The following is a 22,320-nucleotide window of genomic DNA, read 5'->3' as shown; positions in this document are numbered from 1 at the left end:
TATGTTTTTAAAGGAAAAACATAAAAGGATTTCCACTGCTATCAGGGCTAGGGCATTTGTGAATTAATCAATTTAGTTTTTATATCCAATTTTATTTCTTTCAATTTTATTTTCTTGTTTGTCAATTAGTTCATCTAAATAATTAAAAACCAATTCAATGTTTTTACTTTGATGTGATAATTTATTTTTGATATCCTCAATTTCTAATTTTATATTCAAATTGTCTGACAAATCTTTTCTAATTTTTGTAAAAACACGAATTATTTGAATATTAACTTTTATTGCTGTTGGACTATTTAAAACACTCGAAAGCATTGCAACACCTTGTTCTGTAAAAGCCATTGGTGCTAATCTATTTCCTCCCCAACTTGAGGTGCCAATTTGGCTCCTCAAGATTTCAAACTCTACAGCCGAAAGCTCGAACATAAAATCATCTGGAAATCGCTCTAAATTTCTTCTAACCTGACGCTTTAGTTGTTTTGTTTCAATAGCGTAAAGTTCTGCTAAATCACTATCTAGCATTACTTTTTGATTTCTAATAAAATAAATCTTATTAGTTATAATTTCACTTGGAATTCCTATTTCATCCATAAGTTTAATCTACAAAAATCAATAGTTATAATTTATTTAGGTGTCATAAAATACGATATCTTATGTTTTAACCGATTCGCAAATTGGAACCAAATTAGGTTATTAAAAAAATTAAAATCCTAAATAAACAGCTATTTCACTTCTCAAAATAACAACTCCGGTTATCATAATATTTGCAATGGCAAGTGGAATAAGAATTCTCCATCCCAAGTGCATTAATTGGTCATATCTAAATCTTGGAATCGTCCATCTGATCCACATAATGAAGAAAATAAATCCGCATATCTTTGCAAACAAAACAGCCATTCCAATTACGTTGGCAATATTTACTCCTAAATTCTCTACAGCCCATCCCATTCCAGGATAATTGTATCCGCCAAAAAATAAGACTGCCATGATAGTAGAGGAAACAAACATATTTGCATATTCGGCAAATAAATAGAATCCCATTTTCATTGAAGAATATTCTGTATGATATCCTCCAATTAATTCCGATTCACATTCTGCTAAGTCGAAAGGAGTTCTGTTTAATTCAGCAAAAGAACAAATCAGGAAAATCAGAAAAGTCAATGGCTGGTACAAAACATTCCAGTGCCATTCTGATTGCTGTATTGAGATTTCTTTCAGGCTTAAAGTTCCTGTCATCATAGTCAAAGCAATTATGGATAATCCCATTGCTACTTCATAAGAAACCATTTGAGATGCCGCTCTGATAGCTCCCATCAAAGAGAACTTATTATTCGAAGCCCATCCTCCGATCATGATACCATAAACACCAAGAGAAACTACTCCAAAAACATATAAGACTGCGATATTAATGTCAGTAGCCTGTAATAAAATATCTCTTCCAAACAAGTGTAATTTATCTCCCCAAGGAATAACAGCACTTGTCATCAAGGCGGTACTCATTGCAATTGCTGGCCCTACTACAAATAAAAATCTATTAGGAGTATTTGGAAAAAATTCTTCTTTTGCAAATAATTTACCTCCATCAGCAAGCGGCTGCAATAATCCTCCCCATCCAGCACGGTTTGGACCAACTCTATCCTGCAGAAAGGCAGCTACTTTACGTTCAGCCCATGTAGAATACATAGCCATAAGCATAGTAAGAGCAAAAATTACTACTATAAATACACCTTTTTCTATAACAAATGTACTATCCATTTTTAAGAGTTTTGAGTGTTAATGTCCAATGGATTTGAAGCCATACTTATCTTTTTACGGTCTTGGTCTCTGCCCAAAAGAATATTTTTCTCAGTAGCGATTTCTACTTTCTCCAACGGACGTGTATAGTTATTTTGATTAATAACTGAATCTTTTTCAAACTCGCGTGGTCCTTCAATCACCCAGTCAGAAACCTCCTTTTTGTCAAAACGGCAAGTGTTACAAATGAATTGTTCTACTTCGTGGAATTCATCTTTACGGCCAGTCACACGCTGAATTTCATTTCCAAACATCCAAACGGTAGTTTTTCCACAGCATCCTGGAGTGGTACATTCTCTGTGTGCATTATAAGGTTTGTTGAACCAAACTCTTGATTTAAATCTAAACGTTTTATCAGTCAAAGCACCAACGGGACATACATCAATCATGTTTCCAGAAAACTCATTTGTTATGGCTTTTGAAATACAAGTAGAGATATTTGCATGATCACCACGATCCATTACACCATGAACACGATTGTCTGTCAATTGATCGGCAACTTGTACACATCTTTGACACAAAATACAGCGGTTCATGTGTAATTGAATATTTGGACCAATATCTTCTGGTTCAAATGTTCTTTTTTCCTCAATATAACGCGATGCTGATTTTCCGTGTTCGAAGCTTAAATTCTGAAGATCACATTCTCCCGCCTGGTCACAGATAGGGCAGTCAAGCGGGTGGTTGATTAACAAAAATTCCGTTACAGATTTTCTTGCTTCCTGAACTCTTGGGGATGCTTTACTGGCGATTTCCATTCCGTCCTGACAGCCTGTAACACAAGATGCCATTAGTTTTGGCATTGGCCTTGGGTCAGCATCACTTCCTTTGGTTACATCGACTAAACAGCATCGGCATTTACCGCCGCTCCCTTTTAGTTTAGAATAATAGCACATTGCTGGCGGAACAACATCGCCGCCAATCATGCGCGCAGCCTGCAGAATCGTTGTTCCTGCTTCTACTTCAATTTCTTGACCGTCTATGGTTACTTTCATATTATTAGTTGTTAGTTGATGGTTGTTGGTTGTTTGTTTCTGGAATTCCATCAACTATCAACCAACAACCATCAACTTTTTATACTGTTTGTTTTGCTACCAAATGCTTTACTTTTTCAAAAGGTTCAGCAGTAAAATGGTCTCTGTTTTTTATTTTTTCAGGGAAACGAACATGGTATTCAAATTCATCTCTAAAGTGACGAATAGCCGCTGCTACCGGCCAGGCTGCTGCGTCTCCAAGTGGACAGATTGTATTTCCTTCTATTTTACTTTGAATACTCCATAGTAACTCGATATCTTCTTCGCGGCCGTGTCCATTTTCAATTCTATGCAATACTTTTTCCATCCAGCCTGTTCCTTCTCTGCAGGGCGTGCACTGTCCACAGCTTTCGTGGTGGTAAAAACGGGAGAAATTCCATGTATTACGAACAATACAAGAAGTATCATTATATACGATAAATCCTCCGGAACCCAGCATTGATCCAGTGGCAAAACCACCGTCGCTTAAGGATTCGTATGTCATCAAACGATCTTCGCCTGCGGCAGTTTTGTAAATTAAATGTGCTGGTAATACCGGAACAGAACTTCCTCCAGGTACAAAAGCTTTTAATGGACGGTCAGAACTCATTCCGCCAAGATATTCGTCGGAATTCATGAATTCGTAAACACTTAATCCTAATTCAATTTCATAAACACCAGGATTCTTAATATGTCCCGAAGCTGAAATTAATTTGGTTCCTGTAGATCTTCCGATACCAATTTTTGCATAATCTGCTCCCGAATTGTTTACAATCCAAGGCACTGCTGCAATAGTTTCTACGTTATTTACAACTGTTGGGTTAGCCCAAAGCCCAGAAACAGCTGGGAATGGCGGTTTGATACGAGGATTTCCTCTTTTTCCTTCTAATGATTCAATCAAAGCAGTTTCTTCACCACAGATGTAGGCTCCGCCACCGATTTGAACATGTAATTCCAAATCAAATCCAGAACCCAATATATTTTTTCCTAACCAGCCTGCTGCTTTAGCTTCGGCGATGGCTCTTTCTAATATTTTATAAACCCACATATATTCCCCACGAATGTAGATATAGGAACGGTTTGCGCCCAATGCATAACTGGAAGTAATCATTCCCTCGATCAATAAATGAGGAATATATTCCATCAAATAACGATCCTTGAATGTTCCTGGTTCAGATTCATCAGCATTGCAAACCAAATGTCTTGGTTTTCCCGATTTTTTGTCGATAAAACTCCATTTCATTCCGGCTGGGAAACCAGCACCACCACGACCGCGCAATCCCGAAGTTTTTACTTCTTCAACTACTTCATCCGGCGTTAAGGTTTTTAAGGCTTTTTCTACAGAAGCATAACCGCCGTTAGCACGATATACTTCGTAGGTTTTAATGCCTGGAATATTGATTTTGTCTAATAATATTTTTTGTGACATAATTTATTTAATTATTAAATAGATTTTTATCTATGAAATCTAATAATTTTTTTAATTCTATATTTTCATCAGGGTTTATCTCCCAAATATTTTTATCCGAATAATCATAAACTGTTGAACCTTTATAATCCCAATTCGTACTTCTGTATTTTTTAAACAAATCAATTTTTGAATATAAAAATGCTTTTTGTGCTGGAATATTTAAGTTTTCAGTTTTTGAATCATCTATACAATTTAACATTACTTTCCAACACTTATCAAAAAAGCTAAAATCATTTTTAACGCAAATGTTTAATAAATCCTCTAAAATTCCTTCTCGCTCATCATTAAATGGCAATAAGTATATTTCAAATTTTACGCCTAACTCAATTTCAACATTATTTAAATCTTTTATTCTTTGTTCCCTGCCTCCATTAATTTTTGTTGAATCGGTGTCAAAAATAATTATATTTTTTGCTTTTTCTTCTTTTCTTTTAATATCAGCTAATAACGGCTGATCTATTAATTTGTCTTTCCCTTTTACATCAATTACGATACTTGAATCTTCAATTTTAAAAAAGGATTTAAGCAAAAAATCAATAAACAGTTTATCGCTTTTACCTTCAACAAATATTTTATTTAAACCGTACTCTTTCATTAACCCCTTAATTCAACATTAGAATCTAATCCTGCACTAATTTGGTTGTATGTAAAAGTTGAAGCATAAATTTTATCTTTATTGGTGCTTTCTTCTAGCTTTACTAATCTAATTTCATTATTATAATTCAACAAGTTTGATGCCTCAATATATGTTTCTGTACATTCTTGACTATGTGTCGTTGCAAATAATTGTACATCTAACTCTTTACAAACCTTCATTATGTTTACCCAAAAATCTTTCATTTTGGAATAATGAATGCCTATTTCAATTTCATCGATTAAAATTCTTTTTCCTTTTAAGGATAACATTTTCAAAACGATATAAAATATTCTTTTGAAACCATCTCCCAATGTGTTTAATGGGAAATACTCTTCTTTATCTTCATAACTGATTAAAAAAACGGATTTTAAATCTTCAAAATTTTCTCTAAAATCTATCCCAACTAATCTTCTATCTATTATTTTTAGTACTTCGATTAAATTTTTTTTATCATTTTTGGTCTTCAAACTTTCATAAAGTTTTATTGTTTCTTCTTCTAGAGGAGAATCATTAAAACTTATCATGGGAAAGTCTAGGATATTCTCATCGTAATTATAGATGTTAAAAGTTTTATCATTAATCAATACTACATGGTTAGTAAATGTTACTTTTAATTCAGACGATTTGTCTAATTGTTTATTACCACCAATACTAATCGGAGATATTGAAACTGATTTGTTTTTTTCTAAAAGTGTGTGAAATGTAAAACGAATAGCTTGATTCTTATTTTGTTCTACCCAAGTGAAATAATGACCTTGAGGGAATTCATAGTCAAAAACAATTCTACCATCTATATCATATGGGATTTTGACAGCTTTGAAATCCATTCCTCTTTTGCTTAAGCCCATATGAAAATTAGAAATTAATACTTCTCCTTTTTCATCAAACAACAAAGCCTCCAACAAACAAGTCTTTCCAACATTATTATCGCCAACAATCAAATTAAATTGTCCAATATCGTTTACCTCAAGAGAGTCAAACTTCTTGAAATTTTCGATTTTGAAATAAGTTAAATGATTGTTTTCCACTTTTTATTTATCGTGTAATATTATTTTATCGTCTTTGCAGTCAGCAATTAACTGATCTACTTTTTCTTTTGTCAAATGTTCTTTGTAAAAATCACCCAATTGCATCATTGGAGCATAACCACAAGCACCCAGACATTCTACTCCTCTTACTTCAAAAAGACCGTCAGCGGTTGTTTCTCCAATTCCAACGCCTAATTTTTCACAGGTGTAATCCATTAAATCCTCAACTCCGTTTAAACAGCAAGGTGAAGTCTGGCAAAATTCAAACATGTATTTGCCAATTGGTCTTTGGTTAAACATCGTGTAAAAAGTTACTACTTCATACACTTCGATTGGTTTTATTAGTAGAATTTCGGCAACTTTATCCTGTAATTCAATACTCAGCCAATTATCGTGAGCGTCCTGAACTTCATGTAAAACGGGAAGTAAAGCTGATTTTCGTTTATCTTCTGGATAATGACTGATTAATTCATTGATGCGGGACATCAATGCTTCGGTCATATTTATTTCTTGTTTGTAATGTGTTCTTTCCATTTTTAATTTTAGATTTTAGACTTTAGACTTTAGATTTTTAATCTGCAATCTGCAATCTACATTCTGCAATCTTAATTTTTTTATGCGTCTAATTCTCCTGCAATAACATTTAAACTTGATAAAATAACAATTGCATCCGATAACATTGAACCTTTAATCATTTCTGGATAAGCTTGGTAGAAAATAAAGCAAGGTCTTCTAAAGTGCAATCTATAAGGAGTTCTGCTTCCGTCGGTTACTAAATAGAATCCTACTTCACCATTTGCTCCTTCTACTGGATGATAGACTTCACCAACTGGAACAGGAATTTCTCCCATCACAATTTTGAAGTGGTAAATCAAGGATTCCATACTATTGTAAACATCATCTTTTGGAGGAAGATAATATTCAGGAACATCAGCATGGTATTCATTTCCTTCCGGCATTTTTTCCAAAGCCTGACGGATAATGCTTAAACTTTCCCAAACTTCAGCATTTCTGACACAAAAACGGTCATAAGTATCTCCCGATTTTCCTACTGGAACGATGAAATCAAAATCATCATAAGAGCTGTATGGCTGTGCTACACGTACATCATAATCTACTCCTGCAGCACGTAAATTTGGTCCGGTAAATCCATAAGCCAAAGCTTTTTCTGCACTTATCGCTCCTACATTAACAGTTCTGTCAATGAAAATTCGGTTTCTGACAAATAGATTTTCAAATTCTTTCCATACTGCTGGGAATTCTTCTAAAAAGGCATCTAGTTTTCTAAAAGCTTCTGGAGACCAGTCTCTTTCAAAACCGCCCATTCTTCCCATATTAGTTGTCAGACGTGCTCCGCAGATTTCTTCGTAGATTTCGTAGATTTTCTCTCTAAACTGCATTACATATAGAAAACCAGTATAAGCACCAGTGTCAACTCCAAGAATCGAATTACAAATCAGGTGATCTGAGATTCTTGCCAACTCCATTACAATAACACGAAGATATTGTGCTCGTTTTGGCACTTCAATTCCTAAGGTTTTCTCAATTGTCATCCACCATCCCATATTGTTGATAGGAGATGAACAATAATTCATACGATCTGTTAGAGGTGTGATTTGATAAAAAGGACGATTTTCGGCGATTTTTTCGAATGCTCTATGAATGTAACCTATTGTTGGTTCAGCTTCAAGAATTCTTTCACCATCCATCAACAGAATATTTTGGAAAATACCGTGTGTAGCTGGGTGAGTAGGGCCTAAATTCAGAATAGAAAGCTCGCTTCCGTCTTCATTGTGTCGCTCTTTGATTATTTTAGCATAGCGATGCTCTGGTGGTAATAATAGTTCTGACATTTATCTAATGTGAAAAATTATATTTATTTTACTATCGGCTGATTGGTTGTTGTTCTTCCAAAATATCTGTCATCCTTATCTGTTCTTCCGCTGTCTTCCATTGGGAATTCTTTACGCATTGGAAAAGAAATCATTTCATCCATATTCAGAATACGTTTCAATTGAGGATGCCCGATAAAGTTTATTCCAAAGAAATCATACGTTTCTCTTTCCATCCAATTGGCTCCCAAAAAGATATTTGTAACTGTTTTAATTTCTGGATTGGAACCAGTTAGGAAAGATTTAATTCTGATGCGTTTGTTTTCGTACCAATTGTGTAAGTGGTAAACGACAGCAAACTGTCTGTTTTCTTCGTTATCAGGATAATGTATGCCGCATAAATCGGTTAAAAAATGAAAACGTAAAGTTGGATCATTTTTTAAAAATAAGATAACGGCTGTATTGATGTCCGAATCTGCTTCAAAAGTGAAAATGTCTTTTGCTTGTTCAAAATTTGAAACTTTTGATCCAAAATTTTCCATTAACCTCTCTTGAATTTCTGTTGTCTCTAATGCCATTTTTTATTGAATGTTATAAGATGCCAATAATTCTTTGTACTCAGGTGAACTTCTTCTTCTTACAGATTCGTTTTTAACTAATTCCTGAAGCTGCATAACACCATCTACAATTTGTTCCGGACGAGGAGGACAGCCAGGGACATAAACGTCTACTGGAATTACTTTGTCGATTCCCTGCAATACAGAGTAAGTGTCAAAAATTCCTCCAGATGTAGCGCAGGCACCAACGGCAATTACCCATTTAGGTTCGGCCATTTGTTCATATACTTGACGCAGAATTGGTGCCATTTTTTTTGAGATTGTTCCCATTACTAAAAGCATATCGGCTTGACGAGGAGAAAAACTTACCCTTTCAGAACCAAAACGTGCCAAATCATAATGTGAAGCCATTGTTGCCATGAATTCGATACCGCAGCAAGAAGTAGCAAAAGGCAAAGGCCAAAGAGAATTTGCACGTGCTAATCCCACAACATCATTCAGTTTTGTAGCAAAGAACCCTTCTCCAGTAACACCTTCTGGCGGGGCAACCATATTTACTTTTGAATCACTCATTTTAATTTTGATTTTAGATTTTAAATTTTTGATTCTAATGAATCATATAAATAAAATCAATATTTTATATTTTAAAAAAAATCTAAATTTTAAATTCTAGTTTTAAATTTTCTTAGTTGGCATAATCTAAAGTCTAAAATCCAAAAACCTGAATTTTTAATTTATTCCCACTCTAGAGCTTTCTTTTTGATGATATAGAAGAAGCCGACTAAAAGAAGTAACATAAAGATAATCATTTTTATCATCCCTTCGATGCCTAAGTCTTTGAAATTCACAGCCCAAGGGTATAGGAATATTACCTCTACATCGAAAAGTACAAATAAAATGGCTACGATGAAGTATTTTACTGAAAAAGGAATTCTTGCGTTTCCAACTGATTCGATACCGCATTCGAAGTTTTTGTCTTTATTTTCAGAGAGCCTTTTTGGTCCTAATTTTCCTGAAATAATGATCATGCCTACAACAAATCCTACAGCTAAAACAAGCTGCATAAAGATTGGGATATAGTTTATTTGTTCAGATTGCATAATTATCAATTTTTGCTTTATATTAAGTTACAAAGATAGCTTTAGTGTAACTAAAACACAAATTTTGTATCATATTTAGTAGAAACATTAACTTAATGCGGTCCTAATTTTTATTGATTATAAATAACGCTTTTAAGTGCTGTTTTTAGTATACGGACAAAAAAAAACGTTCCGATTAAATCGGAACGTTTTTTAGACGTTTTTGCAATAAAACAGTAAGCTATTTTAATACTAAAGTACTGCTACTTTAGCTGCAACTTTACCTTTTCTTCCTTCTTCTTCTTCATAGCTAACTCTGTCACCTTCGCGTAGTTCTTCCGCGCTGATTCCTGATGCATGAACAAAAATGTCTTTTCCTGTTTCTTCGTCTGTAATGAATCCGTAACCTTTAGATTCATTGAAAAATTTAACTGTACCTGTACGCATTGTAATAGTAATAATAATTTATAATATCGCAAATGTAATCTTTAATATAATACGAAAATCAATATGATATTATTTTTTTTGTAAAAATATTGATATTCAAGTGTTTTTACCTAATTGTTTGAATTTAGTTTAATATGTAATTGTTTGAATTGAGATTTGTTAATCGCTGCGAAAATATTTTTTAGCGGTGTCCTTTTTATCTATATGTTGTATAAATCCTTGTTGTGCAGGATTGAACAAGATAATCAGATACATAAATATTTTCTTTTTCTATTATGGCTGTATTTGGGGGAATTATTGACCAAATTTTTTTTTCTTTTGCAATTTCCCGGCCATCTTTCATCTTTAGGATAAAAAATAATGTATAGTTCTTTAATTTTTTATCAAAAATGTATAGCTTAGAATTGTTTTTCAGTTCATATTCAATTTCAATTTCATTGTATTTGTTTTTATCAGAGAAACTTACTGTTTTGACCTGTAGATTAAACTCTCTTTCTTGATTATCGGCATCTTGTTTTGAATAAATATCTTTTTTTACTGTTGCCTGTGGTATATAAACACAGCCATATAAAATAAAAAGAAATGAAATCGGTAAAAAGATTTTCATAATTATTTAGAATACAGCATTAAGAGTCTTACTATAGATTCGCTATTATATTTATTTTTAAATTTAGTGTTTATATTTTCGATTTTTTCTTTTGATAAAGGCATATAAAAAGAATACATAATGTCATTAAATTTTATTCTTTCTTTTTCGTGTAAGTCTTTTAAAATGTCACTCGCAAAAAAGGAATTCAATGTTTTTTTATATTGCTTAAAGAGACTCTGATAAACTTTTGTTTGTTTTGTGTATTCGCTGTATCCCTCGGTCGAAAGTTCATCTGCCAATAAGCCCATGTAAGGGAGATCCATAAGGATTTTATTTTGACTAATAAAAACCATATTGGCTAAGGCTTGAAGGTCTTGTTTTTTGGTTTTACCTTCGTAATTTGCCAAGAGATCTTTTATTCGGATTATAAGCCTAAAAGTTTTATCAAAATCTGTGCTGTGTTTTTCTTTTCCGGCTTCTTTAATCTCGGTTGACGATTGGTTTAAGCGGTCGTAAAGAACGTTGGTTAAATAATAGATGTTATTAGATGCTTTTAAAATAGCTTGTTTCTCATCCATGTTAAAATTTTTCAAATCGGCAACAAGTAATTCTTTGCTTAAATCATTGTAACGCTTTGTTAATTTTAAAAAGTAATCATCGGTATTTTTAAAAAACAAACTTTTCTCTTCTTCTTTCTCATTAAAATCATTTACAATATTTATCAGGAAATCATAAAATTTGGAGCATGCCAAAACATTATAAATAACTTGAACACGATTTTTTTTAATAGCGATTTCTTCATCAGAAACATTGCTGTTAATAATCAATTTTCCTTTGCCATTGGCAAAATATATAGCGTCGAAATTCTGTTTTTTTGAAAAATTGTTATTTGCAAAATCGATAAAGGGTTTGCCTTCTGAATTCAATATAAACGCTAGTTCTTGTTTTCTTTTCTCAGGCATTTCGGTTAAATACCGATAGGATTTGTTATAATCTGCCAGTAATGCTTTGTCTTTAAATTCGAGTGCTTTTACATTCTCACCCAAAGCGTAGTAACTGATTGAAATATTTGCCATTAATGCCCAATAAATTTTTTTTGTTTTTTTATTATTGACATCATATTTGGAAACTTCATTTTCCCAAAATTGAATACTCTCTTGAAGAAGATTTTTTATCTTAAGATAGTTTTCTTCAGTGTCTTCTAATTTTCTGGTAAACTCAAAAGCATCAACAGATTTATTGATTTGTTCAAAATCATCATCTTTGAATTTGTATAAAGGAAGGTTCTCTTCAATTCTGCTGAAATCAATGGTTTCTTTAATTTCTTTGAAAAAATTATATAAAACAATATTACTATAGATATCGCGGCAATTTTGAGAAATTGTTACACTAGAGTTTTTAAGTAATAGCTGTGCTTGGCTTTTTGCAATTTCCTCTGTTTTTATGCTATAGTTGTTGTAAGCGCTTACACTTGAAACGGTTTGAGAATAATTGAAATCTTTAGTGTAAATGATTTCATTATTTCGTTTTATGGTGAAATTTAGTTTTGCATCAAAAATAATATTCCCGGTATAGCTAATTTCATTTCCAATAGTATTTTTTTCTACAGCTGTTGCGAGATTCGTGCTTATAGGTTGAATATCTATTAAATAGTTGCTTTTTCCAGGTGAAACTATTTCTAAATTTCTGAAATTAAGATTTTTTACTGCATATGCAGATATCTGATTGTCAATTATACTATTGCCTGATGAATCTTCTATGGCAATACTAATTGTGCTGCTTTCGATTTTTATTTTTGGATATTTCCAATCGTAAAATGAATACAAAACCTGTTTTGGGCTCTGTGCATATAGGTTTATTGCAAAAAGCAGTAAAAAAATCTTTTTCATGCTCTTTACAGCTATTCTAAGTCTAATTTTATTGAAAGTTCTTTTAACTGAGATTCATCAATAATGGATGGAGCGTCAATCATAACATCCCTTCCTGAATTGTTTTTTGGGAAAGCAATAAAATCACGGATGGTTTCTTGTCCGCCCAGAATCGCAACAAGACGGTCCAAACCAAAAGCTAAGCCTCCGTGAGGCGGAGCTCCAAATTGAAAGGCATCCATTAAGAATCCAAATTGTGCTTTGGCCTCTTCCTCTGTAAAGCCTAAATATTTAAACATCAACTGCTGTGTTGCTTTGTCGTGAATACGGATTGATCCTCCGCCAATTTCGTTTCCGTTCAAAACCATATCGTAGGCATTGGCACGTACTTTTCCAGGATTGGTTTCCAGTAAATGCATATCTTCCGGTTTTGGGGAAGTAAATGGATGGTGCATCGCGTGGTAACGTCCGTTTTCTTCATCAAATTCTAACAAAGGAAAATCGACAACCCAAAGCGGTGCAAACTCGGCTGGATTTCTCAATCCAATACGAGCAGCTAATTCCATACGCAAAGCGCTCAACTGTGCTCTTGTTTTATCGGCTGGTCCAGAAAGTACAAAAATCATGTCACCTGGTTTTGCTTCAGTTGTTTTTGCCCAATTGGCTAAATCTTCCTGATCGTAAAATTTATCTACTGATGATTTAAATGTTCCGTCATCATTGCATTTTACGTAAACCATTCCGCTTGCGCCTACCTGCGGGCGTTTTACCCAGTCAATTAAGGCGTCAATTTCTTTACGGGTATAATTTCCTGCTCCCGGAACGGCAATTCCCACTACTAATTCAGCTGAGTTGAAAACCGGGAATTCTTTGTGCTGTGCAAATTCGTTCAATTCCCCAAATTTCATTCCGAAACGAATGTCCGGTTTGTCATTTCCATAAGTTTTCATCGCATATTCATAAGTGATGCGAGGAAATTTATCAACTTCAATTCCTTTTAGTTCTTTTAGCAAATGACGAGTCAATCCTTCAAAAACATTTAAAATGTCTTCCTGCTCTACAAATGCCATTTCGCAGTCGATTTGTGTAAACTCCGGCTGACGGTCTGCACGCAGATCCTCGTCACGGAAACATTTCACGATTTGGAAATATTTATCCATTCCGCCCACCATCAATAATTGTTTGAAAGTCTGTGGTGATTGTGGCAAAGCATAGAATTGTCCTTCGTTCATTCTTGACGGAACAACGAAATCTCTTGCGCCTTCCGGCGTTGATTTAATTAAATAAGGAGTTTCTACTTCGCAGAAATCTAAATCCGAAAGGTATTTACGTACTTCCATTGCCACTTTGTGACGGAAAAGCAAGCTGTTTTTTACTGGATTTCTTCGAATGTCAAGGTAACGGTATTTCATTCGGATGTCTTCACCACCGTCAGTTTCATCTTCGATGGTAAATGGCGGTGTCAAAGCAGCATTTAAAATATTTAGTTCAGAAACTAAAATCTCTATTTCTCCCGTTGGAATGTTTTTGTTTTTGGCTTCACGCTCAATAACGGTTCCTCTTACCTGGATCACGTATTCGCGCCCAAGAGTTTTGGCAGCTTCAAAAACTTCTTTTACGGTACGGCTTTCGTCAAAAATCAATTGTGTAATTCCGTATCGGTCGCGTAAATCTACCCAATTCATAAATCCTTTATCTCTTGATTTTTGAACCCAACCGGCAAGCGTAACTTCGGTATTGATATGTGAGGCGTTTAACTCTCCGCATGTATGACTTCTGTACATTATATTTTTATTTACAAGTGTTATTTAGATTATTATACCCGAAGCCCGCTGGGCTTCCTCCTTTTAATTTCAAATGCCACAATTATGACTTCCGTAGATGATATAAATTTTAGTTTTTGCTTTTTAGCACGAGTGCAAATTTAGGACTAATTATGAATTTTATATCAAATTGTATTTATTATTTGTTTTGTTAAATTTACAGTTAATGCCTAAAAATTTTTTAAAACCAGTTAGTCCTTATTATGGACAACAGCGGTTAATTCTAAAAAAAGTAAAAATGCTGTATTTTAGCCCAGACTGAAACGGCATCCTATTGTGCCGGGGTTCGGCACAATAGATACAGTGGAAGGCTGGAGGGAACTTTCAAAAATGCAAGATGTTCCTGCTCCAAAAAAGTGCAGCCACTTTTTTAAATCGCTTCAAAAAAGTAATATTTTGTAAGTAAAATACATGTTGTTTAAGTTCCAATGTTAAGCTTTTGTCTGTGTTATGAAATTGTTACCAAAATGTTTTTTTAATGTGAAATTTGTTTCTAATTTTGATACAAGTAAGGTACAAACAATTAAAAACTAACGATATGAAAAAGATAATGATTTTGGCAGCGGTATTATTTTCTGGTGCAATTTTTGCCCAAGATGCAAAACCTGTTTTAGAGCCATTTGGTAAAAAACTTAAAGCTACTTATTTTTATGAAAATGGACAAGTGCAGCAAGAAGGATATTTTGAAAACGGTAAATTGGAAGGAATTTGGGTTTCTTACAACGAAGCGGGTGACAAAATTGCCTCTGGCGAATACGTTGCGGGAGTAAAAACTGGTAAATGGTTTTTCTGGTCTCAGAATAATGATAAAAACAGTCTTTGCGAAGTGGATTTTTCCAATAATAAAGTAGCAAAAGTTAAAAATTGGAGACAAGATGCCTTTGCGACTTCAAACTAGATAATTTTACATAGTTAATTTAAGAAAAAGGGGGAAAGCCGTTATGGTTTCCTCCTTTTTTTATAATTGATTTTCAGTGTTATAAGTTTGTTAAGCCCGAATTTGGTACCGGTATTTATCGTACCTTTAATATAGAATACAGGCTGTGATTCAGGGTGAAATAGAGAGTCAGTTCGTTTAAATATCTATTTGCGTATGCACAGAATCATAACGTTTGTGTTTGTTTAGAAATCGGCTTTTATGGGTTACTGTATCAGCCGATTTTGACTGCTGTAGTGCTTGTATGTTTAAAAAGCAATTGTCTGTACTGCCCCTTTCTGAATAAACCGCTTTAGTTCCGTTTGTTTTTTTAAAATGGATTCAAAGAGGTTTTCTATAAATTATTGTATTCTAACTTTTTAATTTAATTTGTATGCCAAAGTATGTTATTGAAAGGGAGATTCCCAATGCCGGGGATTTAACGCCGGAGCAGTTAAAAGCTATTTCGAATGCATCCTGTGATGTGTTACGGAAAATGGGACCGGAAATACAGTGGAAGCACAGTTATGTGACTGATGACAAAATTTATTGTGTATATATTGCCCCTAATGAAGAAATGATTCGGGAACATGCCGATAAAGGTGGCTTTCCAGCTAATAAAATAAGTCTGGTTACTGAAATAATTGATCCGGTTACTGCCGAGTAGTTTGTAAGTTTTATAAAAAAGGAGAAAACTACTAAAAGCTTTCTCCTTTTTTTATGCTTAGGGTTAAGCTGTCAATTCGCTATAATTGAAAACCCCATCCCAAATCTCATCCATTCTAATGAGTGCCTTGTCAAGCGGAATTACATTCCACTTGCCGTCGGTTTCAAATCCAAGTCCGCTGTTTTTTAGTTTCTGTAAAGCCTCAGTCACATCAAAATCAAGGTCGGTGCTGTGTTTTGTCTTAAACCAAGATTCAATTTGCTGATCCAGTTCCTCTTCAGTCAATGAAGTTTTGCTTTTGTTCAAAAATGAATAGGCAAGGATGGTTTCTTTTAATACTTCTTCTTCCGAAGAATTCAGTAAAGAATAAAATGCCCCGCTGTTATTCCCTAGGTTTTTGAAATAAAGACTGTCTGAAAGCATCTTGGAATACTTTATTTTCTTGTTCACGAAGTTATTGTATTGGCGGAATAAGTAAGCACCCAAAATTCCAAGAGCAATCAAGCCTTGGTTCAACGATGTTTTGCTGTTCAAAAGATCAATCGTTTCACCGGATTGATAAGCCGCCTGCATATTAATCAAAGCAGGAATCACTTTGGCACTCAACAGCGAGATTCCCCCGACAATACCTGGAACCCATAACAGCAGTTTGTCGGTCAGCGACATTTTGGGAATGGCATTTGGGAAAATTGTTTCGAGATCGTTTTTGGGAACGCGTTTGAAAATCTTCAAAACGACGGTTCCGGGTTCTATTAATTTTTCCCCCTTTTTGAGCTTATTCTTTTTATAATAATCCGCATCGTGATATTTGAGGTAAATCATCACGCGGTCATAATATTCGACTTCGATTTTTTTCTTCCAGAAAAAGTATTTAGTGATCTTTTCTTTGGCAGTATGCTGGCCTCTGACATATATTTCGTAGTCTTTATAAACATCCAGATCAATGTCCAGTTTCAGTCCTATCAAATCGGAATCCTGAAAAGCTTTGTCCAGAGTTTCCTGACTGACTCTGGAATAATTGCTTAATTCCAAAACTTTATGTAATGACTCTTTAAAAACTGAAAAATCGCTTTTCTCTTTAAATGTTTCCCGTTCTTTTGGAGGAAGGTCAGGATCAAAAAAAGCGTAATTCTTTTTTATGTTCCGAATCAGGTTAAAGGCTTCGTAGTGAAAATAATGCTCAATGATGTCAAACAGTTTTTTGAAATCTTCGGCCTGTTTTTCGTCTCCGGTATATTCAGCAAGCTGCTCTTCGAGCAGGAATTCCTTGTCAAAAGGAATGTAGTGTTCTCGTTTCATTTTGGATTCGGGACTTTAATGTAACTTTCTATAGTTTGGCAAAGGTAAAGTACAAAACGCAGAATCAATAACATTTCTGTTACGCTTTCAAAAAGTTATAGAAGCTAAAGAATAGGCTTTATTAGTAGGTATGGGTTTCTGCTCATCCGCTATATTTCCCGATTGATAAAAACATGCAAAGGAAGGAGGGTGCTGAGCGAGGTCTTTATTCAAATTTTATATCACTTATTTTTTCATTTTTATAATATAATTCATAATCTGAATCTTTTTTTTCTATTAAAATTGTAAAATATAATTCAGCGGTAAATTTTTCGTAGCTAGTTTGCCCAAAATAAACAATACTTAATTTTGGTTTTTCAGTTGTCCCGAAATTAACTTTCATCTCAAAATTACTGTATCCTTCTTTATCAAATTCATTAAAATAATCTTTTTCGTAATTACTGTATGGGGGTAGCCAATCTCCCATAATCTCATTCCCTTTTTCATTGTAAATTTTATCTTTTCTAAATGGTATTAATTCTGGATAACCTATAACTCCTGTATAGCCTTTATAATCTGCAAGTCTGTAGCGAATTTTATTTTTAGTATCTAAAAGTGAAAATGCACTTAATTTTATTTTGTTAAAAATTGTAGATTTAATTTTTGTTTTAATCATTACTTTTCTTACATCATCACTAGTCACTTTAAGTTGTCTGATTCCAAAAACACTACTATTGTCAACTAATTTAGCTTTTAATATTTCAATTTTTGTATCTTCTTTTGTTGTTGTTACTTGTGCAAATAGATTCAAACTCAAACTTAGTAAGATCAACAATAGTATTTTTTTAAGCTTCATTTTTTTAAATTAAAATAATTAATTAACTCTTTTCTTTTTGTGATATGGATGTGTGCTGGTTACTTCATTTTTCAAACATACTCATTCCATTTCTAAAAAAAAATAATAAAACCACCCGAAATCAGATTTCAGGTGGTTTTCGTTATATAAAGTTTAAAAAATTATTCTTTGATAGGAGACGGGAATTATAAAAAAGAAACAAACTTAGCTTGAAAGAAAACTAGGTTCGTTTTATAATTATTTTATTTTTCTGCGTTCAATATTTTGTCGGTTATCCCAAAATGATACAATCTCGATTCTATCTCCATTTATTTCATAGAAAATAAGATAAACTTTCAATGGAATTACACGTGTAAATTTATTTGAAGTCAGTCTTCCAATTAGTTCAGAGTGAAAGTGTATTTAATAAGTCTTCTACTTCTTTAAGCAGTTTTAAACTATAATTTGGATTACCATTCCTTTCGCGATAATATTCTAATACAGCTGCAAGCTGAAGTTTTGCAACTTTTGACCAAACTATTACTTTTTTAGCCATTCCCGCATTTCAGAAATTACTTCATCGTTATTATGAAATTTTCCCTCTTTGATTTCGCTTCTTCCAGTTTCAATCGATGATTGTTCTTCGGCAGATAATTGATATAAGGCTTGTTCTGATGAGTCAAATATAGTTTGAAGTGCGTTTAGAAAGTTCAAATCCTTAGAATCTTTAATTCTGGAAATTAGATTTTTCTTTATTTGAGCTGTCATATCCATAACTTACAGTTTTTACTATTCAAAAGTAAAGATTTATTTTTAAATTGAGCTCTTGATGTGTTGAGGAATTTTGTTAGTTAATAATTCTAAAAAACAAAAAACCACCCAAAATTCAAATTTCAGGTGGCCTTAATTATAAATTTTTTAAAAATTATTCTTCAGCAGTTACTGATTTTCTTCGGTCTCTTAACCAATATTTGGTTCTTTTTACCAGATAGAACATCACTGGTACCATAATCAGGGTCAAGACCGTTGCGTAAGTCAATCCGAAAATGATGGTCCAGGCCAATGGTCCCCAGAAAATAACGTTGTCTCCTCCCATAAATATGTGCGGATTCAAGTCGGTTATTAAAGAGAAGAAGTCAAAGTTCAGTCCAATAGCCAGCGGAATCAATCCCAATACGGCAGTAAGTGCCGTCAGCAATACAGGACGCAGCCTTGATTTACCAGATTCAATGATTACTTCCTTGATTTCTTCAAGCGTTAAATCGTCGTGGCTTTGTAAATGATTATCAGCTACTTTTTTGTCTAATAACAATACGAAGAAATCCATTAATACGATTCCGTTCTTCACCACGATACCCGCCAGCGAAATGATTCCCATCATAGTCATCAGGATCACAAAATCCATATTGGCGATAACATAACCATAAAATACCCCGCTGAAACTCAGGATTACTGTAAACAGAATAACTATGGTTTTGGAAACCGAATTAAACTGAAGTACGATGATGATGGTGATACCGGCCATAGCCAAAAACAGCGCATACATCAGGAAACTTTGGTTTTTCCCTTGCTCTTCCTGCACTCCAGAGAACGAATAGGTAACCGTCTTTGGTAATTGATAGCCTTTTAAATCGGCAGCAATCTGTTTGGTGATTTCGTCTCCATTGTAACCGGTCAAAACATTGGAATAAACCGTCATGATTCGTTTTTGGTTCTTCCTTTTGATTTGGTTGTAGGTGGTCGTTTTTTCTGTTTCGGAAACCGCCGAAATAGGCACCTGCATCATTTGCCCGTTAGCTGGATTTCTGAAAGTCAGTGCTTGATTGAACAGTATGTTTTCGTTTTTACGCTGGTCATCCTGCATACGCATCGTGATGTTGTAATCGTCATCGCCTTCTTTGTAGGTCGAGATTTCCTGTCCATAAACAGAACGGCGCAGGTTAAAACCCAATTGTCCTGTCGAAACACCCAGACTTCCTGCGCTTATGCGATCTACTTTTACCTCCAGTTCAGGACTTTCCTTGTTTACATCGATGCTCAAACGCTCAATTCCAGGAATGTTTTTGGAATTGATAAAAGTGATCATTTTGTCAGCTTCTTTCAGCATTTCGTCATAATCGATTCCGGTAAGCTGAATACTAATAGGATATCCAGCCGGTGGTCCGTTGGCATCTTTTTCAACAGTTACCGTTGCTCCGGCGATTCCTTTTACTTTACCTCTGATTTCTTCTAGAATGTCAGCGGTGTTGATGCCTCTTCTGAATTTAAATTCGGAGAAATTCACCGTTACTTTTCCTTTGAAAGGAGTTTCCGAGGCCGATCCTGCATCTACATTTGGATTTCCTGCACCAACTCCCACTTGGGAGACGATGGATTCGGCCAAATAGTTTTTGCTGGTTTTTGGATCTACATATTTATTCAAAATGGCAATCACCTGTTTTTCCACAAATAAAGTAGCTTTATTGGTTTTTTCTATATCGGTCCCTTGTGGGTATTCGATATAAGCGATTACCTGATTCGGAATATTATCCGGGAAGAAAAGTACTTTTCTCGGGAATATTCCCAAAAGGATAAAAGAGAAAAACAGCATTCCAATAATTCCGGCTAGGGCATACCAAGCTCTTCTTTTGGTCAAAATTTTAGCTAGAAAGGATTTGTATCGGTCTTCCATTCTAGGAAAAAAACTATGCTGAAAATCCTGTGTCCATTGATACAGTTTCAATTTATACAGCCACATAAGCCCTAATGAAATAATAGCCAAGTGACCAATGGCTTTAGCAAATTTTGAATCATACATGTTTCCAAGAAACACAAAAATTACTGCAATTATCGTAAAGATTATGGAATACGTTTTTGCTGATTTTTTAGTTACGTTTTTGTCTTCAATATCCATGGAACCTCCTGTCATAGCAGCATTGACAACCATAGCAACAAATAATGAAGCAGTAAGTGTTACTGTCAGTGTCATTGGAAAATATTTCATGAATTTACCCATAGTTCCAGGCCATAAGGCAAAAGGAAGAAAGGCCATCAAGGTAGTGGCTGTAGAAGAAATTACCGGCCACGCGATTTCGCCGATACCTATTTTGGAAGCCTCAATGCGCGGCATTCCTTTTTTCATATTGGCAAATACGTTGTCTACCACCACAATACCGTCGTCCACGAGCATTCCCAGTCCCATAACCAATCCAAAAAGAACCATCGTGTTCAGCGTTAGTCCAAAAGCGGAAAGTATACTAAACGCCATCAGCATTGACAGCGGAATTGCTGCTCCTACAAACAAGGAGTTACGCAGTCCCATTGTAAACATTAGTACTATCATTACCAGTACAATACCAAAAATAATATGGTTTGAAAGTTCATCAACCTGATGTTCAACGCGTGATGATTGGTCGTTTGTTAATTCGATTTTTAGATTGGAAGGCAGATAGGAAGCTTGAGCTACTTTGATCTTTTCTTTAACCTGTTCGATTGCCGAAATCATATTCTGGTTGGAACGTTTCTTCACGTTTAGCATTACTACTTCGGTTCCTTTCTCACGGGCGTAAGTAGTTTTTTCTTTTTCTTTGAAACTGACTACCGCAATGTCTTTCAGGTAAACGGTTCCTCCGTTGTGTTTTACGATAATGTCTTCCAGTTCTTTAGGATCTTTGATTTCACCCACAATTCGGATGTTATTTCTGGATCCCTGCGAAATTAAATTTCCTCCCGAAAGCGTCATGTTTTCATATTTCACGGCACTTTGAATGTCATCAAACGAAACCTGCGCTGCTGTCATTTTGAAAATATCAACAGCAATTTCCACTTCTTTGTCATCAACACCCAGAATGTCTACTTTTTTTACTTCAGGAATTTCTTCAATATCGTCCTGAAGTAATTCTCCGTATTTTTTAAGCTGCTGTGTGGTGTAGTTTCCCTGTAGATTGATGTTTAGAATCGGCACTTCTTCCGAAATGTTCAATTCAAAAACGCTTGGTTCTACTTTGCTTCCGTTGTCAAGGTTTGGCCAGTCGGTATCTGCTTTTACGATATCTACTTTGTCCTTGATTTTGGTTTTGGCGTCCAAAATGGTGACTTTGTCTTCGAACTCAACGATAATCATTCCGTAATCCTGAAAGGAACTGGATGTGATTTTATCTACACCGCTGATGTTTTTGATTTCCTTTTCAAGCGGTTTGATGATTAATTTCTCCACGTCCTCTGCCGAGTTTCCTGGGAAAACAGATGAAATGTAAACCTTGTTTTCTATGATTTCCGGAAAATCCTCTCTCGGCATGGTAACATAGGCAATGACTCCGGTAATTACAATCAGCAGTGTCAGTATATAGACTGTTACGCGGTTTTCGACAGCCCAGCTTGATATTCCGAATTCTTTATTTTGATGGCTCATTTAATTTGAGATTTTAGATTAACGATTTTTGATTTTAGATGTATAGTGTGATTAACTAAGAAGTCAGACATAAGATTTTAGATTTTACCGTTGCAG

At 34.4% G+C, this 22,320-nt stretch carries 22 protein-coding genes; 2 read left to right on the top strand and 20 right to left on the bottom strand.

Annotated elements, in window-relative coordinates; genetic code table 11:
* Positions 1-72: 72 nt before the first annotated feature.
* From OZP07_RS20535 to aspS, 15 genes are all read right to left on the bottom strand, one after another.
* Positions 73-591 carry an ORF6N domain-containing protein gene (locus OZP07_RS20535; RefSeq protein ID WP_281636563.1) on the bottom strand — a complete coding sequence of 173 codons (519 nt, stop codon included), beginning with the start codon at positions 589-591 and terminating at the stop codon, positions 73-75.
* Positions 592-702: 111 nt separating this feature from the next.
* Positions 703-1,755: an NADH-quinone oxidoreductase subunit NuoH gene (gene nuoH / locus OZP07_RS20530; RefSeq protein ID WP_281636562.1), complete on the bottom strand. Its 1,053-nt coding sequence runs from the start codon at positions 1,753-1,755 to the stop codon at positions 703-705.
* A gap of 2 nt (positions 1,756-1,757) precedes the next feature.
* Positions 1,758-2,789 carry an NADH-quinone oxidoreductase subunit G gene (locus OZP07_RS20525; RefSeq protein WP_281636561.1) on the bottom strand — a complete coding sequence of 344 codons (1,032 nt, stop codon included), beginning with the start codon at positions 2,787-2,789 and terminating at the stop codon, positions 1,758-1,760.
* A 79-nt stretch (positions 2,790-2,868) separates the two neighbouring features.
* Positions 2,869-4,236 carry an NADH-quinone oxidoreductase subunit NuoF gene (gene nuoF / locus OZP07_RS20520; RefSeq protein ID WP_281636560.1) on the bottom strand — a complete coding sequence of 456 codons (1,368 nt, stop codon included), beginning with the start codon at positions 4,234-4,236 and terminating at the stop codon, positions 2,869-2,871.
* Positions 4,237-4,243: 7 nt separating this feature from the next.
* Positions 4,244-4,873 carry a DUF3226 domain-containing protein gene (locus OZP07_RS20515; protein ID WP_194642685.1) on the bottom strand — a complete coding sequence of 210 codons (630 nt, stop codon included), beginning with the start codon at positions 4,871-4,873 and terminating at the stop codon, positions 4,244-4,246.
* Positions 4,873-5,943: an AAA family ATPase gene (locus tag OZP07_RS20510; protein ID WP_194642686.1), complete on the bottom strand. Its 1,071-nt coding sequence runs from the start codon at positions 5,941-5,943 to the stop codon at positions 4,873-4,875. The genes OZP07_RS20515 and OZP07_RS20510 overlap by 1 nt, the downstream gene beginning before the upstream one ends.
* A gap of 3 nt (positions 5,944-5,946) precedes the next feature.
* Positions 5,947-6,477, bottom strand: coding sequence for an NADH-quinone oxidoreductase subunit NuoE family protein (locus OZP07_RS20505; protein WP_194642687.1), 531 nt, complete (start codon positions 6,475-6,477; stop codon positions 5,947-5,949).
* Between the two features lie 80 nt (positions 6,478-6,557).
* Positions 6,558-7,796: an NADH-quinone oxidoreductase subunit D gene (locus OZP07_RS20500; RefSeq protein ID WP_281636559.1), complete on the bottom strand. Its 1,239-nt coding sequence runs from the start codon at positions 7,794-7,796 to the stop codon at positions 6,558-6,560.
* A gap of 23 nt (positions 7,797-7,819) precedes the next feature.
* Entirely contained in the window at positions 7,820-8,353 is a 534-nt protein-coding gene (locus OZP07_RS20495; protein WP_281636558.1) for an NADH-quinone oxidoreductase subunit C, read from the bottom strand.
* Positions 8,354-8,356: 3 nt separating this feature from the next.
* Positions 8,357-8,905, bottom strand: coding sequence for an NADH-quinone oxidoreductase subunit B (locus OZP07_RS20490; protein ID WP_115814007.1), 549 nt, complete (start codon positions 8,903-8,905; stop codon positions 8,357-8,359).
* A gap of 161 nt (positions 8,906-9,066) precedes the next feature.
* Entirely contained in the window at positions 9,067-9,432 is a 366-nt protein-coding gene (locus OZP07_RS20485; RefSeq protein WP_194642690.1) for an NADH-quinone oxidoreductase subunit A, read from the bottom strand.
* A 231-nt stretch (positions 9,433-9,663) separates the two neighbouring features.
* On the bottom strand, positions 9,664-9,858 hold the full coding sequence (locus OZP07_RS20480) for a cold-shock protein (RefSeq protein WP_115814005.1): 195 nt from the start codon (positions 9,856-9,858) through the stop codon (positions 9,664-9,666).
* A 196-nt stretch (positions 9,859-10,054) separates the two neighbouring features.
* On the bottom strand, positions 10,055-10,465 hold the full coding sequence (locus OZP07_RS20475; protein WP_281636557.1) for a hypothetical protein: 411 nt from the start codon (positions 10,463-10,465) through the stop codon (positions 10,055-10,057).
* 2 nt (positions 10,466-10,467) lie between these two features.
* Positions 10,468-12,336: a hypothetical protein gene (locus tag OZP07_RS20470; RefSeq protein WP_281636556.1), complete on the bottom strand. Its 1,869-nt coding sequence runs from the start codon at positions 12,334-12,336 to the stop codon at positions 10,468-10,470.
* Positions 12,337-12,347: 11 nt separating this feature from the next.
* Entirely contained in the window at positions 12,348-14,099 is a 1,752-nt protein-coding gene (gene aspS / locus OZP07_RS20465; RefSeq protein ID WP_281636555.1) for an aspartate--tRNA ligase, read from the bottom strand.
* A gap of 577 nt (positions 14,100-14,676) precedes the next feature.
* Between aspS and OZP07_RS20460 the strand changes: the two genes are divergently transcribed.
* On the top strand, positions 14,677-15,036 hold the full coding sequence (locus tag OZP07_RS20460; protein WP_194642696.1) for a toxin-antitoxin system YwqK family antitoxin: 360 nt from the start codon (positions 14,677-14,679) through the stop codon (positions 15,034-15,036).
* Positions 15,037-15,448: 412 nt separating this feature from the next.
* A complete protein-coding gene (locus OZP07_RS20455; RefSeq protein WP_194642697.1) occupies positions 15,449-15,721 on the top strand; it encodes a DUF4242 domain-containing protein in 273 nt (90 codons plus the stop codon).
* A 63-nt stretch (positions 15,722-15,784) separates the two neighbouring features.
* On the opposite strand, the gene OZP07_RS20450 is transcribed toward OZP07_RS20455, so the two are convergent.
* From OZP07_RS20450 to OZP07_RS20430, 5 genes are all read right to left on the bottom strand, one after another.
* A complete protein-coding gene (locus OZP07_RS20450) occupies positions 15,785-17,020 on the bottom strand; it encodes a TMEM143 family protein (RefSeq protein ID WP_281636554.1) in 1,236 nt (411 codons plus the stop codon).
* Between the two features lie 205 nt (positions 17,021-17,225).
* On the bottom strand, positions 17,226-17,855 hold the full coding sequence (locus tag OZP07_RS20445; protein ID WP_281636553.1) for a hypothetical protein: 630 nt from the start codon (positions 17,853-17,855) through the stop codon (positions 17,226-17,228).
* 385 nt (positions 17,856-18,240) lie between these two features.
* Positions 18,241-18,390 carry a hypothetical protein gene (locus tag OZP07_RS20440; protein WP_281636552.1) on the bottom strand — a complete coding sequence of 50 codons (150 nt, stop codon included), beginning with the start codon at positions 18,388-18,390 and terminating at the stop codon, positions 18,241-18,243.
* On the bottom strand, positions 18,375-18,608 hold the full coding sequence (locus tag OZP07_RS20435; RefSeq protein ID WP_281636551.1) for a hypothetical protein: 234 nt from the start codon (positions 18,606-18,608) through the stop codon (positions 18,375-18,377). Before OZP07_RS20435 ends, OZP07_RS20440 begins: the two co-directional genes overlap by 16 nt.
* A gap of 151 nt (positions 18,609-18,759) precedes the next feature.
* Positions 18,760-22,224, bottom strand: coding sequence for an efflux RND transporter permease subunit (locus tag OZP07_RS20430; protein WP_281636550.1), 3,465 nt, complete (start codon positions 22,222-22,224; stop codon positions 18,760-18,762).
* Positions 22,225-22,320 lie beyond the last annotated feature (96 nt).

The organism is Flavobacterium marginilacus (genome assembly GCF_026870155.1).
Taxonomy (GTDB): Bacteria; Bacteroidota; Bacteroidia; order Flavobacteriales; family Flavobacteriaceae; genus Flavobacterium; species Flavobacterium marginilacus.
This window is presented reverse-complemented; position numbering and strand designations above follow the sequence as displayed.

Bases quoted from the DNA above. Each gene is read 5' to 3' on its own strand.
- OZP07_RS20535 (WP_281636563.1), bottom strand. From the start codon at position 591: ATGGATGAAATAGGAATTCCAAGTGAAATTATAACTAATAAGATTTAT.
- nuoH (WP_281636562.1), bottom strand. From the start codon at position 1,755: ATGGATAGTACATTTGTTATAGAAAAAGGTGTATTTATAGTAGTAATT.
- OZP07_RS20525 (WP_281636561.1), bottom strand. From the start codon at position 2,789: ATGAAAGTAACCATAGACGGTCAAGAAATTGAAGTAGAAGCAGGAACA.
- nuoF (WP_281636560.1), bottom strand. From the start codon at position 4,236: ATGTCACAAAAAATATTATTAGACAAAATCAATATTCCAGGCATTAAA.
- OZP07_RS20515 (WP_194642685.1), bottom strand. From the start codon at position 4,873: ATGAAAGAGTACGGTTTAAATAAAATATTTGTTGAAGGTAAAAGCGAT.
- OZP07_RS20505 (WP_194642687.1), bottom strand. From the start codon at position 6,477: ATGGAAAGAACACATTACAAACAAGAAATAAATATGACCGAAGCATTG.
- OZP07_RS20500 (WP_281636559.1), bottom strand. From the start codon at position 7,796: ATGTCAGAACTATTATTACCACCAGAGCATCGCTATGCTAAAATAATC.
- OZP07_RS20495 (WP_281636558.1), bottom strand. From the start codon at position 8,353: ATGGCATTAGAGACAACAGAAATTCAAGAGAGGTTAATGGAAAATTTT.
- OZP07_RS20490 (WP_115814007.1), bottom strand. From the start codon at position 8,905: ATGAGTGATTCAAAAGTAAATATGGTTGCCCCGCCAGAAGGTGTTACT.
- OZP07_RS20485 (WP_194642690.1), bottom strand. From the start codon at position 9,432: ATGCAATCTGAACAAATAAACTATATCCCAATCTTTATGCAGCTTGTT.
- OZP07_RS20480 (WP_115814005.1), bottom strand. From the start codon at position 9,858: ATGCGTACAGGTACAGTTAAATTTTTCAATGAATCTAAAGGTTACGGA.
- OZP07_RS20475 (WP_281636557.1), bottom strand. From the start codon at position 10,465: ATGAAAATCTTTTTACCGATTTCATTTCTTTTTATTTTATATGGCTGT.
- OZP07_RS20470 (WP_281636556.1), bottom strand. From the start codon at position 12,336: ATGAAAAAGATTTTTTTACTGCTTTTTGCAATAAACCTATATGCACAG.
- aspS (WP_281636555.1), bottom strand. From the start codon at position 14,099: ATGTACAGAAGTCATACATGCGGAGAGTTAAACGCCTCACATATCAAT.
- OZP07_RS20460 (WP_194642696.1), top strand. From the start codon at position 14,677: ATGAAAAAGATAATGATTTTGGCAGCGGTATTATTTTCTGGTGCAATT.
- OZP07_RS20455 (WP_194642697.1), top strand. From the start codon at position 15,449: ATGCCAAAGTATGTTATTGAAAGGGAGATTCCCAATGCCGGGGATTTA.
- OZP07_RS20450 (WP_281636554.1), bottom strand. From the start codon at position 17,020: ATGAAACGAGAACACTACATTCCTTTTGACAAGGAATTCCTGCTCGAA.
- OZP07_RS20445 (WP_281636553.1), bottom strand. From the start codon at position 17,855: ATGAAGCTTAAAAAAATACTATTGTTGATCTTACTAAGTTTGAGTTTG.
- OZP07_RS20440 (WP_281636552.1), bottom strand. From the start codon at position 18,390: ATGGCTAAAAAAGTAATAGTTTGGTCAAAAGTTGCAAAACTTCAGCTT.
- OZP07_RS20435 (WP_281636551.1), bottom strand. From the start codon at position 18,608: ATGGATATGACAGCTCAAATAAAGAAAAATCTAATTTCCAGAATTAAA.
- OZP07_RS20430 (WP_281636550.1), bottom strand. From the start codon at position 22,224: ATGAGCCATCAAAATAAAGAATTCGGAATATCAAGCTGGGCTGTCGAA.